General features: G+C 43.6%; 19 protein-coding genes. 10 read left to right on the forward strand and 9 right to left on the reverse strand.

What is annotated here, in order from left to right:
• Positions 1-471: 471 nt before the first annotated feature.
• On the forward strand, positions 472-1197 hold the full coding sequence (locus ACZ5ZV_RS08215) for a 2-oxo acid dehydrogenase subunit E2 (RefSeq protein WP_464120910.1): 726 nt from the start codon (positions 472-474) through the stop codon (positions 1195-1197).
• 314 nt (positions 1198-1511) lie between these two features.
• On the opposite strand, the gene ACZ5ZV_RS08220 is transcribed toward ACZ5ZV_RS08215, so the two are convergent.
• From ACZ5ZV_RS08220 to ACZ5ZV_RS08230, 3 genes are all read right to left on the reverse strand, one after another.
• On the reverse strand, positions 1512-2480 hold the full coding sequence (locus ACZ5ZV_RS08220) for a transposase (protein WP_464117937.1): 969 nt from the start codon (positions 2478-2480) through the stop codon (positions 1512-1514).
• 56 nt (positions 2481-2536) lie between these two features.
• Positions 2537-2848, reverse strand: a complete 312-nt coding sequence (locus tag ACZ5ZV_RS08225; protein ID WP_464117936.1) for a helix-turn-helix domain-containing protein — start codon at positions 2846-2848, stop codon at positions 2537-2539.
• Positions 2849-2915: 67 nt separating this feature from the next.
• The gene (locus tag ACZ5ZV_RS08230) at positions 2916-3254 is read right to left on the reverse strand and encodes a hypothetical protein (RefSeq protein WP_464120898.1); all 339 of its coding nucleotides are present in this window, start codon (positions 3252-3254) and stop codon (positions 2916-2918) included.
• Positions 3255-3355: 101 nt separating this feature from the next.
• Between ACZ5ZV_RS08230 and ACZ5ZV_RS08235 the strand changes: the two genes are divergently transcribed.
• Positions 3356-4240, forward strand: coding sequence for a competence protein CoiA (locus ACZ5ZV_RS08235; protein WP_464120911.1), 885 nt, complete (start codon positions 3356-3358; stop codon positions 4238-4240).
• A gap of 24 nt (positions 4241-4264) precedes the next feature.
• Here the strand turns inward: ACZ5ZV_RS08235 and ACZ5ZV_RS08240 are convergent, their stop codons facing one another.
• Complete coding sequence (locus ACZ5ZV_RS08240) at positions 4265-4828, reverse strand: nucleotidyl transferase AbiEii/AbiGii toxin family protein (RefSeq protein WP_464120894.1); 564 nt, start codon at positions 4826-4828, stop codon at positions 4265-4267.
• Between the two features lie 139 nt (positions 4829-4967).
• On the opposite strand from ACZ5ZV_RS08240, the gene ACZ5ZV_RS08245 reads away from it, so the two are divergent.
• The 3 genes from ACZ5ZV_RS08245 to ACZ5ZV_RS08255 are packed head-to-tail and all read left to right on the forward strand — an operon-like array spanning position 4968 to position 6669.
• Entirely contained in the window at positions 4968-5279 is a 312-nt protein-coding gene (locus tag ACZ5ZV_RS08245) for a helix-turn-helix domain-containing protein (protein ID WP_464117936.1), read from the forward strand.
• A 56-nt stretch (positions 5280-5335) separates the two neighbouring features.
• Positions 5336-6304 (forward strand): transposase, encoded by a 969-nt coding sequence (locus ACZ5ZV_RS08250; protein ID WP_464117937.1) that lies wholly within the window; start codon positions 5336-5338, stop codon positions 6302-6304.
• A 50-nt stretch (positions 6305-6354) separates the two neighbouring features.
• A complete protein-coding gene (locus ACZ5ZV_RS08255) occupies positions 6355-6669 on the forward strand; it encodes a hypothetical protein (RefSeq protein WP_464120913.1) in 315 nt (104 codons plus the stop codon).
• Between the two features lie 13 nt (positions 6670-6682).
• Here the strand turns inward: ACZ5ZV_RS08255 and ACZ5ZV_RS08260 are convergent, their stop codons facing one another.
• A complete protein-coding gene (locus tag ACZ5ZV_RS08260; protein WP_464120915.1) occupies positions 6683-6952 on the reverse strand; it encodes a hypothetical protein in 270 nt (89 codons plus the stop codon).
• A gap of 135 nt (positions 6953-7087) precedes the next feature.
• Between ACZ5ZV_RS08260 and tnpA the strand changes: the two genes are divergently transcribed.
• From tnpA to ACZ5ZV_RS08275, 3 genes are read left to right on the forward strand one after another with little or no spacing between them, the layout of a single operon-like run.
• A complete protein-coding gene (gene tnpA / locus ACZ5ZV_RS08265; protein ID WP_464119616.1) occupies positions 7088-7351 on the forward strand; it encodes an IS66 family insertion sequence element accessory protein TnpA in 264 nt (87 codons plus the stop codon).
• 38 nt (positions 7352-7389) lie between these two features.
• Positions 7390-8208, forward strand: coding sequence for an IS3 family transposase (locus tag ACZ5ZV_RS08270; RefSeq protein ID WP_464121378.1), 819 nt, complete (start codon positions 7390-7392; stop codon positions 8206-8208).
• A gap of 20 nt (positions 8209-8228) precedes the next feature.
• Positions 8229-8483 carry a tyrosine-type recombinase/integrase gene (locus tag ACZ5ZV_RS08275; RefSeq protein WP_464121403.1) on the forward strand — a complete coding sequence of 85 codons (255 nt, stop codon included), beginning with the start codon at positions 8229-8231 and terminating at the stop codon, positions 8481-8483.
• A 54-nt stretch (positions 8484-8537) separates the two neighbouring features.
• Here ACZ5ZV_RS08275 and ACZ5ZV_RS08280 read toward each other — a convergent pair whose 3' ends face one another.
• The 4 genes from ACZ5ZV_RS08280 to ACZ5ZV_RS08295 all read right to left on the reverse strand — a co-directional run bounded on the left by ACZ5ZV_RS08280 (position 8538) and on the right by ACZ5ZV_RS08295 (position 10033).
• Entirely contained in the window at positions 8538-8882 is a 345-nt protein-coding gene (locus tag ACZ5ZV_RS08280; protein WP_464120917.1) for a hypothetical protein, read from the reverse strand.
• A gap of 272 nt (positions 8883-9154) precedes the next feature.
• A complete protein-coding gene (locus ACZ5ZV_RS08285) occupies positions 9155-9676 on the reverse strand; it encodes a hypothetical protein (RefSeq protein ID WP_464120919.1) in 522 nt (173 codons plus the stop codon).
• Positions 9673-9873, reverse strand: a complete 201-nt coding sequence (locus ACZ5ZV_RS08290) for a hypothetical protein (RefSeq protein WP_464120921.1) — start codon at positions 9871-9873, stop codon at positions 9673-9675. The genes ACZ5ZV_RS08285 and ACZ5ZV_RS08290 overlap by 4 nt, the downstream gene beginning before the upstream one ends.
• A complete protein-coding gene (locus tag ACZ5ZV_RS08295) occupies positions 9863-10033 on the reverse strand; it encodes a hypothetical protein (RefSeq protein ID WP_464120923.1) in 171 nt (56 codons plus the stop codon). The genes ACZ5ZV_RS08290 and ACZ5ZV_RS08295 overlap by 11 nt, the downstream gene beginning before the upstream one ends.
• Positions 10034-10699: 666 nt before the next feature.
• Between ACZ5ZV_RS08295 and ACZ5ZV_RS08300 the strand changes: the two genes are divergently transcribed.
• On the forward strand, positions 10700-11008 hold the full coding sequence (locus tag ACZ5ZV_RS08300; RefSeq protein WP_464120925.1) for a hypothetical protein: 309 nt from the start codon (positions 10700-10702) through the stop codon (positions 11006-11008).
• A 1756-nt stretch (positions 11009-12764) separates the two neighbouring features.
• Positions 12765-13832 (forward strand): hypothetical protein, encoded by a 1068-nt coding sequence (locus ACZ5ZV_RS08305; RefSeq protein WP_464120927.1) that lies wholly within the window; start codon positions 12765-12767, stop codon positions 13830-13832.

A 13832-nucleotide genomic window follows, 5' to 3' on the forward strand; every position in this document is an offset into this window, starting at 1 on the left:
ATTGATCATAGAAAAGATAAGATAAGATTTTCGATGCAAGGGATTCTTCCAATTTAAAAAACTCCTATGAAAATCAGAAGCCTTTGTCAGGCAAAACCATTAAGGATATTTTATTCGATTTTAAGGTACGAACTAAGGCATCAACAAGATTTATAAATAAGAGTTAATTAATTTTTTATCCCTAGTAACTTTACTGTCCCGCTTTTTTGTTAGTCCGCAGATTGAGAATCAAAGCTGCGATGGACTTGTTCGCTCAAAATCTTGAAAAGTACCATCGAGAAATCAAAAACTCGTCGTCAGAGTTACAAATCACTGAAAATCGTTGCCAAAGGTCAATTCAAATCACACAATTTTAACAACAACCAAAGATAAACTAAATTTTAGGATGAACTAATTCGGACTTTGTTCTTCCTATCCTCTATGGAAATTGATAAGCTATCTGTTGGGCGGGCGGAAAAGAGTTCATGGGTTATGAATCATGTTCTTAACCCGTCCTATATGGTCACGATGGTATCTGAAATTGATGCGACTTTACTCGAGTCACTCAGGGAAAAAGCCAAAATTAATGAAACTGCCGCGCCATCATTTACGGCATTGGTCATCAAAGCTGCGGCTTCAACGATGCAAAAAAATCCAGAAGCAAATCGGGCTATTTTGGGTCCTCCTTTTTTTAAAGGACTCTATCAGTTCCGCTCAGTCGATATTAGTGTCGCTGTTGAAAAGAGTCTGCCTTATCTTCCCGGACAGGCGTTTGCAACGCCCATTGAAAAAACGCTAGAAAAATCACTCGTTGAAATTACCGAAGAGCTTCGCCAATTGGCCTCTTGTGATGAATCAAACAATTTAAGATACCGCATGTTTATGCGTGTTTTGAAATATGTTCCGCGACCCTTTAGTTTAATGATAATCAACGCGCCTTATTGGTTTCCATTTCTATGGGCAAGGCATCGAGGTTGTGCTTGTTGGGTTAACTCTCCTTCAAAAGCAGGAGCCGACTTAGTCATGACAACATGGCCGTGGCCCATTACATTTTCTTTTGGTGTCGTTAAAAAAAGGCCCTTTGTCGTAGGAAATGAAGTACAGGTTCGTTTGACAATGCCAATTGTTATGGTTTTTGATCGAAGAATTATGGGGGGAGGACCCGCTGGTCGCATTTTTGCCCAGTTTAAGCAAACTTTAGAATCCGCTCAGTTCTGAATATGATGGCATTTGAAATGAATCGGCCATTATTTTTTAATGACGTCTTCGAGTTTAAATCGGCTTGAACGAACATAGTTATTTTTATCTTTTGATTTTCCAATTCGCAATGCCCAAACCAAATGTTCATTGTTGCTTATTTTAAAGTAAGTCTTCATCAAGTCTGCAGCAGTACCTAAAAAATTTCTGTCCGTGATATCGACTGAGGTTGGAATCTTGTTATTTTCAAATTGAAAGGGCATCAACGAAGCCAGTGTGTTGGGTTGCACCGCTGTTCTGTCCGAGCAGGGGTGACACAGTCTCGAGAGGAGAATTTAAGTCAAAGACTCTGTTGAAGATGTCATTGCCTGTTCCCAGTGTTTTCTTCTCAGTTCTTGAGCTTTATGTCTAGCTCTTTCTCTGCGCTTCAATAGTTCATACCGTCCTTGATGATGAACTGAATTTGGAGCAAAGCCTCCGTTCCCTTGGTTTGGTCGGTTGAAGTTATAATCGTTAATGGCTTTGCCGATAAGATCTCTTGCTTCCGTTTCATCAGCATACTGCTCTTGAAGATTTATTTCTTCGCGCTTCAATGTTCCAATCACTCTTTCAGTTCTGGCGTTGCCAGTGGGTCTACCGATGCCGCTTAGCCACAACTTCAATCCTTGGACCTCGATGTTAGTTTTTGTATAGGCTGCAATATTGGCACTGCCATGGTCTGCGACAACAAAGGGCTTGAGGTGACCACTCGGAAGTAAGTCAATTTTCTCGATGGCAACGGCTTCGGTGACGACAGTAACAACTTGGATCTGGGTGATCTGATGGTAAAGACCCCAAGATAAAATCTTTCTTGAATACCAGTCTAGAAGAACCAGACAAAACATAAATTTCCCCTTCACAGTTACCCAGGTCCAATCCATACCCCACAGTAAATTCTTCTGCCAGGGCTCGTGCAAAAGCATATCTGCTGGTGGTACTACTGGCCTTGGCTTTTCTGGTACAAAGGGGTGATTTAACCCGTGTGACTTCATGATCTCCGCTACTTTGGTTTTTCCGACGAAAGCCTTCGCGGTTTTTTCAAGATAATAAGCGATTCGTCGGCAATGCCAATCGGGGCGCCTCTTCGCGAGAGCAATCACTCGCTTTTCTTCAAGAGGTGTGATCTTATTTTTGCCACCGCCCCCGCCATGATTTTCTTTGGCGGGATCTTGTTTCCAACGGTAATAGGCTCTTGGATTTAGTTGCAGGTATTTGCAAACAGCAAGGAGCGACTCGCTCTTGCGAGCCTTATCGATAAACTCCACCAGAGCCTCGCGGTGCGCCTTGGTCAGGTGGCGATTGTAAAGGGGGCCCTCTAGTCCTAATAGCCGCTTTTTTTTAAGGCCTGCAACTCTATGGCTGTCTCTAGAAGGGCTTCCTTGAGGCGTTCGGTTTCGGCTTGAAGCTTTTCCACTACTGGATCTGCTTTTTGTTTTGGACCGCGCTTTAGGTCTTTGAGACCCGCAATACCGGCCTGTAGAAACTTTTGCTTCCATCGAGACATCTGCGCCGGTGCTATATTTTCTCGCCGACACACGACGCCTTGTCCGACTCGTTCTGCTTCCAAAACCAGTTCCGCCATTTTTTCTGGCGATCTTCTTGCGCGCTTTTTCTTTTCTTTGATCTGACTCATTGTGACTCCCTTTTATCATGGTTTGCTCTCCTTTGAGAACAGGGGTCACCTTCCAGATTTCAGCTATTTACGCTGAAATCGACACATTTTTTTGACTTAAATTGCCCTTTTGACTGTGTCGAACGAGCTCGGACAGCACAGTGGTAAATCCTTTTTTTAAAAATCTTTCCAGCCAATTTACTAACGAGAGACCAAATTGATGAGCAAACGATGCATCTTTGGAATCTCGATTTACTAAAGCTTGATTTACAGTTTCAAGTAAATAGCTTAGATCACCTGTATTTCTATAAATAAATCCAAACTTTTCGTCGTAACCAGTGAGGATTTGAATATGCCCCTGATATCGAGCAAAACTGTTGTTGAACGCCTCAGCAAACTCATTTCTAGGTTGTAACGGTTTTTTCATAAAATCACCATCTTGAAAGTGTAACACGATTTATATAAACATCCTGTTACAACAATTTGGATCAGCATACAAGAAAGTTAAAAAGCAATGAGGTTAGATTAATGAAATTTGCATTGGTAAATACTGAAAAGAAAGAAGCTGAAAAGGGATTAGTTGGAGTTTGCACTGGTTGCGGGCAACCAATGATCCCGGTATGTGGAATCAAAAGAATAAACCACTGGCGCCACAAAGTTGATTGCGAGTGTGATCATTGGTGGGAAAACGAAACGGAATGGCACAGATCCTGGAAAAATAACTTTCCAAAGGAAAATCAGGAAATTCGTCATAAAGATGATGCCTCCGGCGAGTGGCATATCGCAGATGTAAAAACAAAGCATGGCTATATTCTTGAATTTCAGCATTCATTTTTAAAACCAGAAGAGCGCCAGTCTCGAAATAACTTTTATAGTGATAAGTTGGTGTGGGTTGTTGATGGATTAAAACGTCAAAAAGACAAAGCACAATTTGATCTGTTTTTGAAATATGCTATGCCGATAAACCAGAATTCTCCACTTCTCAAACTTCATTCATTTATTGACGAATCCCCACTTTTAAAAGAATGGTCTGAATGTAGTGTCCCCGTATTTTTTGATTTTGGTCAGGACCTACCTCTTTGGTGTCTATTGCCAAAAAGCTCTAAGGGTAACTTCTACGTACTGGAATATTCACGGCACAATTTTATACTTCTTCACACTGAATCTCTCAACGGAAACACGTTCTCAGACCTGATGGCATTTCTATACACCAACATGTTCGCTCACGAAAATCCTGAAATAATAGAGGCTGCGAAACGAATTCAGTATCAGCCTACTCCGCCACCAGTTGCTCGAAAAGAATTAGTGGTTTATCCAAGAGTGAGTCTTGATAATTTACGTTGGTTAGAACGGCAAATGTCTCCGCCATCGCAACGCTTTCAATATAAGAGCAGAAGACCTAAACGACGTTAAACTGACTAGAAGGAGACGTTCTTCTTACATCTTTGACAAAAAAGACTTAAATGATTCTAAGATGTCACTGAACTTCGGTTGGCCTTTATAGTACAAGCCTTTCGTTTTCTCAAAGGACTGCTGATAAAGTTTTTGAGTTTCAGCATTTGAAATAATGAAAGCGTCATTCTTTGTTAAATTCTTTTCGTCAGCAGCCCGAAAACGAAGCTCTTTATGAGCGACATACTTTTCACTACCGATAAACTGCTGCACGCGCTCCAATTTCAATAATTGAAAGACATCGTAATAGTGCCTCATAAAGTTAATTGGCATCTGCCCGTTGTCTTGCTGCTGACGATATTTCGTTGAAATCGTCTGAAGTTTTTCAACAAACGTATATTCAGGAACATAGCATTTTACACCCACAGCCAGGTTATTAACTACATCCAGATTAACCTCAATAGCTTTATCCATAACCCAGCTGGAAATTGTAATCGCCTCATTTGGTGTAGTTTGGTCAAAACCTACCTCAAGTAAAATACCATCCTTTAAATCAGGAATTTTTCCAAACAAGTTAGGATAAATCAGACGAATGCCCGCATTGCGCATGTGCTGTCCGAGCTCGTTCGACACAGTCAAAAGGGCAATTTAAGTCAAAAAAATGTGTCGATTTCAGCGTAAATAGCTGAAATCTGGAAGGTGACCCCTGTTCTCAAAGGAGAGCAAACCATGATAAAAGGGAGTCACAATGAGTCAGATCAAAGAAAAGAAAAAGCGCGCAAGAAGATCGCCAGAAAAAATGGCGGAACTGGTTTTGGAAGCAGAACGAGTCGGACAAGGCGTCGTGTGTCGGCGAGAAAATATAGCACCGGCGCAGATGTCTCGATGGAAGCAAAAGTTTCTACAGGCCGGTATTGCGGGTCTCAAAGACCTAAAGCGCGGTCCAAAACAAAAAGCAGATCCAGTAGTGGAAAAGCTTCAAGCCGAAACCGAACGCCTCAAGGAAGCCCTTCTAGAGACAGCCATAGAGTTGCAGGCCTTAAAAAAAAGCGGCTATTAGGACTAGAGGGCCCCCTTTACAATCGCCACCTGACCAAGGCGCACCGCGAGGCTCTGGTGGAGTTTATCGATAAGGCTCGCAAGAGCGAGTCGCTCCTTGCTGTTTGCAAATACCTGCAACTAAATCCAAGAGCCTATTACCGTTGGAAACAAGATCCCGCCAAAGAAAATCATGGCGGGGGCGGTGGCAAAAATAAGATCACACCTCTTGAAGAAAAGCGAGTGATTGCTCTCGCGAAGAGGCGCCCCGATTGGCATTGCCGACGAATCGCTTATTATCTTGAAAAAACCGCGAAGGCTTTCGTCGGAAAAACCAAAGTAGCGGAGATCATGAAGTCACACGGGTTAAATCACCCCTTTGTACCAGAAAAGCCAAGGCCAGTAGTACCACCAGCAGATATGCTTTTGCACGAGCCCTGGCAGAAGAATTTACTGTGGGGTATGGATTGGACCTGGGTAACTGTGAAGGGGAAATTTATGTTTTGTCTGGTTCTTCTAGACTGGTATTCAAGAAAGATTTTATCTTGGGGTCTTTACCATCAGATCACCCAGATCCAAGTTGTTACTGTCGTCACCGAAGCCGTTGCCATCGAGAAAATTGACTTACTTCCGAGTGGTCACCTCAAGCCCTTTGTTGTCGCAGACCATGGCAGTGCCAATATTGCAGCCTATACAAAAACTAACATCGAGGTCCAAGGATTGAAGTTGTGGCTAAGCGGCATCGGTAGACCCACTGGCAACGCCAGAACTGAAAGAGTGATTGGAACATTGAAGCGCGAAGAAATAAATCTTCAAGAGCAGTATGCTGATGAAACGGAAGCAAGAGATCTTATCGGCAAAGCCATTAACGATTATAACTTCAACCGACCAAACCAAGGGAACGGAGGCTTTGCTCCAAATTCAGTTCATCATCAAGGACGGTATGAACTATTGAAGCGCAGAGAAAGAGCTAGACATAAAGCTCAAGAACTGAGAAGAAAACACTGGGAACAGGCAATGACATCTTCAACAGAGTCTTTGACTTAAATTCTCCTCTCGAGACTGTGTCACCCCTGCTCGGACAGAACACCACTCAGATGTTACAAGACCTAAGAGGCGAAACCCAAGGACTTCGTTTTTTTCATTTTTTAAATCCTGCTATTCCAAGCCGCGGGCAACCTCTGCCTCACTGGAACTTTGTTGTTGATACAGAAGAAGAAATTGACGCTAAAAAAATGGCAGCCTATGCATTTGCCCAGCAATTAACTATAAATGGATTTGTAAATTTAAAGCGATGCCATTTGAAAAGCTGTCAAAATTTCTTTATTGGTAGATCTAATACAAAATGGTGTTCGAAATCATGTGGCTCTTTCTACCGGGTAACAAAGAAGCGAAAAAAAGATAAAAATTAGTCATGAAGAACCATTATTCTAAAATGCGCATATCTCCGAGATAGTCTGCTAATGTGTCTTGTATTTCTAGTAGGCGATCCAGCTCGGTGCGCCCGAAATTGTCTTCAGATCTGTAAATTAATGATATCTGATTGGACATATTTGCATCAGTTATTCTTTCATCTGAGAATGATTGGCTAAAGTATTTGTCGACGATAGAGTTCGCAGAATCCCAAATAATGACATCAGCCTCATAATTAAAGTCTGGTGTGAGGGTTGGGCTACCGAATGCGTTTCTAGTCATATTACTGCTTCCAATGATCGCGAAGCAGGGAACTCCCTTAGATTGAGCTGACCTTCCCCCAATAAACCAAGCCACTTGAAAGTTCGTAAAAGCCTGATATAAACGCCCAAAAAACGGGCAGAAGAAGGTTTTTCGATGAAAAAGAGTAAGTTCACAGAAGAGCAGATTATTGAAATCTTGGGTCAGAGAAATGCGGGGAAGTCAGTGGAAGATCTTTGCCGCCAGCACAAGGTGTCAGATGCAACGTTCTATAAGTGGCAAAAGAAGTACGGCTCTATGAGCACGACCGAGGCCAAACGCCTCAAGGAGCTTGAACTAGAAAATGCCCGAATGAAGAAGCTTATTGCAAATCTGTCCTTGGACAACTTGATTCTGAAAGAGGCTCTGGGAAAAAAGTAGGAAGGCCCTCTGAGCGAAAGGTTCTTGCGCGCGCAGCGATTGAGAGCCATGGAATTACGGCACGGCGGGCCTGCAAGATATTTGAAATCAATCGATACACCTGGTGGTATCAGCAGAAGCCTGATCGCAATGCGGATCTTCGAGTGCGCATGAAGGAGCTAGCGGCCCAGCATCCCGCTTACGGTCATCCAATGCTGCACTACCTGGTCCGCAGGGAGAATGAGGCCCCGATCAACAAAAAGAGAACTGAGCGGATTTACAGAGAGGAAAAACTATCATTGCGGATAAAAAAGAAGCGTAAAAAACTTCGTCACTTACGACTGGCACTCCCGCAGGCCGAGGAGGCAGATTCAGTGTGGTCGATGGACTTTGTCCATGATCGCGCAGCAAACAATCAACAACTTAAGTTCCTAACGATGGTTGACCACTGTACGCGTGAGATGCCGGACCTAGTGGTCCGAAGTAGCTTTAAAGGTGTTGATGTGGCAGCGACGTTAGAACGCCTGAGAATGTTTGGCCGAAAGCCACAAACGCTGGTGGTCGATAATGGTCCTGAGTTTCGCTCTAGGAGCCTGCAGCGGTGGGCAACGTTAAATGGGGTCCGATTGCACTTTATTGAACCAGGAAAACCCCAGCAGAACGGATATATTGAATCTTTGAACGGCAAGTTCAGAGCAGAATGTTTGGATAGAAATCTATTCGACAATTTGGACTTGGCAAGGGTTCTGACGCAGAAGTGGAAAACGGAGTACGAGACCTACAGACCGCATTCGAGTCTTAACGGTCTTACACCTTCAGAGTATGCAAAAAGTAAAGGATCAACAAAGCAGGTAAATAGCGAACTCAAAACTGGCTAGGTCTTAGGGGGAAGGTCAGAATCACTCAAACAAAATTCCATGGGCTTCGTGGATTTTTTATAACCACGATGCTTCGTAGAGGAATGAGTGCCATTGACGTAATGGAAATCGTTTCACATCAAGATATAAAAACCACGATGTTTTATGTGGGATTGGCTGGAAGCGAACTTGAAGGAACGACCGAAACATTAGCAGACATCGGGCGAAGTCATGTTCCCGAAGTGGCAAATCTTGATGAAGAGCGAAAGAAGCGAGAAGAGAAAAAAGGTTCGTAAAATAAAAAAAGCTGACCTTTTGAGTCAGCTCTTTAAATTAAGCTATTTTAAAACTTATTTTTGAAGAGTAAGAACGGTTCCTTCAACAGCAGAGCCTGAAATAGTAACTATATCAGACAAATCTTTGGAAAGAACATATTTAGAAGTTCCGAAAGAAACGATTCTGCCTTTTACTGAGTAAGCTGAATACTCAGGCGGATTGCCAAATGATGTATTAGCATTATCCATTGCGACACCAGAATCAAAACTTACACAATGCTGTCTTTCACCTGCGGGTTGTCCAAAGCTACCATCAGATACAATCGTTCGGCAGTATGACTTGCCATCTAAAATTCCATTACCTGCGAAGGCAGAAGCGGAAATCAATAAAGCTCCAATAGTAATCATCATCTTTTTCATAGGGTTTCTCCTTGTTTAGTTATTAAACACATTTTTAAATTTAGGCTCAAAAACGGCTCTCACTAACCACGAGCAAGAATTTAACCGTCAATGAACTTACGAAATACCTATAATGCGAGAATCAGTCCATATTTTCTGCTTCGGGGCAGTTTTCACGAATTTCAACCATGTCAGCCCTGATTTGTGCTGGGGAAACAAGAGGATACATTAAAATCAGCTCATCAAAGGTTCGTTCCAAGCAATGTGTCTCATATTGAGACAAAAAATAGTGCCTATCCATCGTCCCTCCATAGATAAAAACCAAAATTCTTTTCTTTTTGAAACAGAATCCGAGCCAGAGTTTCAAGGTCAGCTTCCCAGCCATCAATTAAAAGCCTTCCTTCCTTTATATAGATGACCGAGCAATGAAGGGGGCTTGTTGGAGTGCCTTTGGCTGTGGCGACGACAACGAAAGCCATAGCACCCCACGATAGGGTTTCAACGAAGTCAGCCAGGGCGATGTCCTTCGTAAAGAAAAGTGCCGACTGAACATCGTTAAAGACGTCCGTTGTATTGAAAAACGATTTGAGATGGTCCCGACTGACAATCAGGTCATCGGGATTTTCTTGAAGAGTGTCTTTGAGTTCCAGCAAAACCTCACTTCGTTTCTTTCCTTCCAAGAGTCCCAAAAAATGAAGGCTGTTGAGTATAGCGATAGAAGCACAACCTGTATGCCGATGGTCCGAATCATTCCTAAGGATTTCGGTATAGGGTGGCTCAACATAGTCAATATCTGACATGCGAATGAACTTCATGACTCCCTCCCGACGGATTTAAGATTCTTAACGACCGAAGAATCAGATGAAAAAATGCTATGAATAGCATTTGCGATGTCTGATTTTAGAAATGCTGAAAGTTCAGTTTTTGCTTTGCCAGAAAATTCAAAAGCCGTCCTCATGTGGCTTTGCCATTGTTCGGCATTGAAACCGAGATTGATTGAGTTATTTTTCATATAGTCCTCCTGCGATAAGTTTTTTAAGTTGAGATGGAAACCGAATCTGTTTTTGAACCAGACCGAATAAAATTTCTTTGAGCTTTTCTTCATTGATTTCTTTTTTGAGGATATCGGTCAGCTCTTCATTTTTGTCAGCATAGTGAAGCCGAAATTCCACCCGAAAAAGATTTTCAAAATCGTCAGTGTGTTTCTGTTTAAACGTAAGCTGCGTATTTCGGTTAAGGCGGCCACCTATTTCGGTTCATGACGGCCGGGGGGTAGCGACAGAACCAGCCTAATCATCGGAGCGTAGCGACGCTTACCAGCTCTCGGTTAGCCCCTATCGGGGCGAGGAGTGCAACATAAGGACTCATTATCGGGGAGTTTGAGCGTAGTTCCCTTGGGAGCATAGACATTGGGTTTCAGGAAACCCTCTTTTATATGTCTTAGACTTAGGGAAATTCGCTAGCCGGCCTATCTTTGTCACTCTGAAAACTAAATGAACAACAGCGGGTCTTGAAGGGCTGCGTAGGGAATCTTTAAGGCACAGTCCTCCCCGGGCCTCTTTCCACAGGCCCCCCCCACTATAGACTATAGATAAGACGGCAAATCCCAGCTTTTTCTGTACAAACACAAACCAACTTCAATTCAAAGTGGCCTGAAACTTGGACTCATCGGAGCTTTTGATGACGCCTATGTTACTGCATGCTGCATGGCAGAAGCAAAGGTCGAAGGCCAGGGAGAGCAGAATATTGATCGGCTAAATCAAACCCTTATCCGCAGGTCCGAGCAGAGCCAGAGAGAATTGGAAAACGAAAATAGATTGATCTCAATGGCTACAGATATGAAGCTACTTCAAGGCACAGGGACCTTCGGCAAATTAAGAAAGTACATACATGTTCTAAGTGAATCTGGAAAAAGTATCTATTCGACGACACCTTTAAATTTCGTCATTTGCAGCAAAAGTATTGGCGGCCGAACTCTGCAGATTGGGGACTATTCTCGCACATACGCATCCACTGCTGAGTGTGAAGTAAATTTGGAAAAGTTGATGTATGTTTCCAGAAGGGAGCCTAGTCAGATTTTGGTGGGGACAATAAACGGAGAGCCTCAAATCATCTCGATCAAGACTAGCGCAGAACTCAATAATTAACAGAATTCCGACCTTCTTTTCAAACGAAAGACCTCATGCGAGGGCAAGGCCATGTAGAACCTTGCCCTCAATTTCGGCAAACTCTCTTCTTGACATTTGTTCCTCAACAAGCTATCTCGGTCCTACTTAAAAATCCGGGGGCCTTATTTTAATTCCATTTTTCCTTTTAATTTTGTCTTCTTTGGCTCTTTTCGGTTGCGCCCTAAAACCAACACAAGTTGACTCCGCAAAAAAGGCGTCACCTCTTGCTCTTTCCTGCCACGATGAGGACGCACGCCAGAACTTGACAAAAAGCTGCGACGGCTTTCCTCACGGCAGCGTAATCAGCGGTTACCTTCAACCGACCTCACCCAAAGAGGTCCCCTGTACTCCTGCAATCAAAACATGCCTGAACGGCGTTTGGAGTGGGCCACAAGTCTTCCCGAGCTGCTCTGAGCTTTAGTGACGTGGTCGCTTATTGAAGCGAAGTTTCCAAGGCCTTGCAAACAACCGCCCTTTTAATATTTCCATTCCGCAACAATGCCGACCAGCTACTTAATAGTGAAAGAAAAACCACAATTTGATCTGGATGTGCAGGTTAACTTATCTGAGTTCGGTGTTTTCGACACCACGTTGAAGTAGTAGATCTTCCCTGGTGCAAGCCTGCAATAGACAGAAGGATTTGCCTCGGGATAGTTAACAGCGTACCGCACCGTAGAGACTTCAATTGAAGAGGAGACACACCCCGAAGGTTTATTGGCCACACTCACGTCCCCCGGAACCTCAGAAATGACCACCATTTTCGTCATCGGAGAGCTTGAGACTCGAGTTCCTACTCCCGAACCCACCTTTTGTCCACTTGCTGGGGTCGCAAACCTGAAAGCATAAACGGTCTCTGGATTTGGAGTGTAGGTGGTTTTCACAAAGACTTTATTGGGTACGTTCGTATTTACACAGATAAGATGGCCTTTTGAAACACAAGAACTTCCCAATGGATCCGGCTGAGGGGCGGGGGAAGCAACAGGAGGAGGTGGAGGATTTGATGGAACCCCTACGTCGCCTGCATGACAATTTTCCCTGCCGGGTCTGACAATGTGTATCGCCATAGATCCGTGATCTACTCCCCCTGAGTCTTTAACAACCAACTTGTAAGATCCCGGAACATAGACTGAACTGTTCCTCAGGCCTACTTTATATGTCCAAATTTGTTTGGCACTATCATAGTTCCAAGAACTTCCAGGAAATGAGAATTTTTCCGCAGAATCGCAGGAGTAGGATTCGCCGTATCGTGAGGGAGTCGTTAGCGCAAACTCTTGACAAAGAAGAATGTTACTCGAAGCGTTTTTAATTTCGTATTCTAAGGAAGCATCAGAAAGTGAGCAGTCCACGCCCGCGCTGGCGGAAGATTTTCCAACTACTCTAAGAGAATCTGAATCCGAACCAAGGGGAGTTTGCTCGGATCCCCCTCCAGTCTCTTGAGAGTCATCAGAAGACGACACCAAGGTTTGGCCTGTAGAGAAGGAACTACTACAATTTTGAAAAAGCAGAGCCATGACGACAGTGCATATTAATATCACGCCCCCCCGGCCAATGGTTGCTATTGACTTCATTGCAGCTCCTCTCAACATTGAAAAATTTTACATTAGAAGACAGGAAAAACCCTCTTTTATTATTCTTGGTTTCGCGGAAATCCATGTGGACCATTCTCGATAACAAAAATATAGCGTTTTGAGACAACGACGACCCACCAACATCAAAACTGCCCAATATCGTCACTTTGTCTAAATCTCTACAGTGGAAAATAAAGAGCAAATCGATGATACTCCTGGCCAACCTAAAAGATAGGATGGCTATGAAAGCACTCAACGAAATAAAAATACACATTGCTACGATCCTCCTGGGTTGCGCCTTTCTTCTCCCATCCTATGAGGCCTCGGCCAATGACACCTATACCGGTCGTGTTGTGTTCAAAACTCCCTCAAAAGCGGGCGTTCTATTGACAGTAAATAAAGAGGTGGAGGGGCGATTGATTCTTCAACGCAATAATAAAACAATCCTTCATCTTCCGGTTGAGTTTAGCGAACTTGGTGTTGGTCTCACCGCTGGCTTAAAGTTTTCTGGGGAGTCCTATTCGATTTTGGAAGTGAAAGGTCTGCATGGAGATCTGCGCATCAGTGACTTTTTCAGTACGTTTAAAGGCACTAATTTAGGAGCCACATTCACCGTGCCCGGCCCTTGCTGTCTAAATATAAATAAAGAGCACACGGTGCTAGAGAACGACAAGGGAATTCAGTTCAAAGGACAAGGTCAAAGTGCCGGCTGGATGGTTGAGCTATCCAAAGTTCTGTTGAAGCTGAGTCCCTCTGAGAAATATGGAAATAGAATTAAAGTAGCCGATCGTTCTCTTGCAGAACTGCCTGAGCTGAAATATCAGGACGAGGGCCGAAGAGAACTTCTCTCGCTGGAGTGCAAAGACACCCAGGGCGAGGTAACATACTACATCAAACAGAATCAATTCAATGAATTGGATGTTAAGAGCATAGGCAACGGTTTTTTGGGATTGCTGTCCTCTAGTAGCTCTCATCCCCTCCAGACTTCAATTTCTAAAAGCACGTTGCATCTCTATCCAGAAAAAGTATCTGGAAAGGTTAAGGGGCTGCGCTTCGACGTGGATCTTGAGTCCGAGGGCCTCAATGATAAACCCGACTTCTGGGGAAGAAAGTATACCTATCAGGGGCTGGTCATAAGTGCGGATTCTGCGGCAAATTTGACTTGCCTGTCTCAGAGCTCTTTGAAGCAAAATCCTGAGAAATTCAATCTGTACTACCAAAGCTTGTGGGAATGA

This window comes from Bdellovibrio sp. HAGR004, from assembly GCF_055397015.1.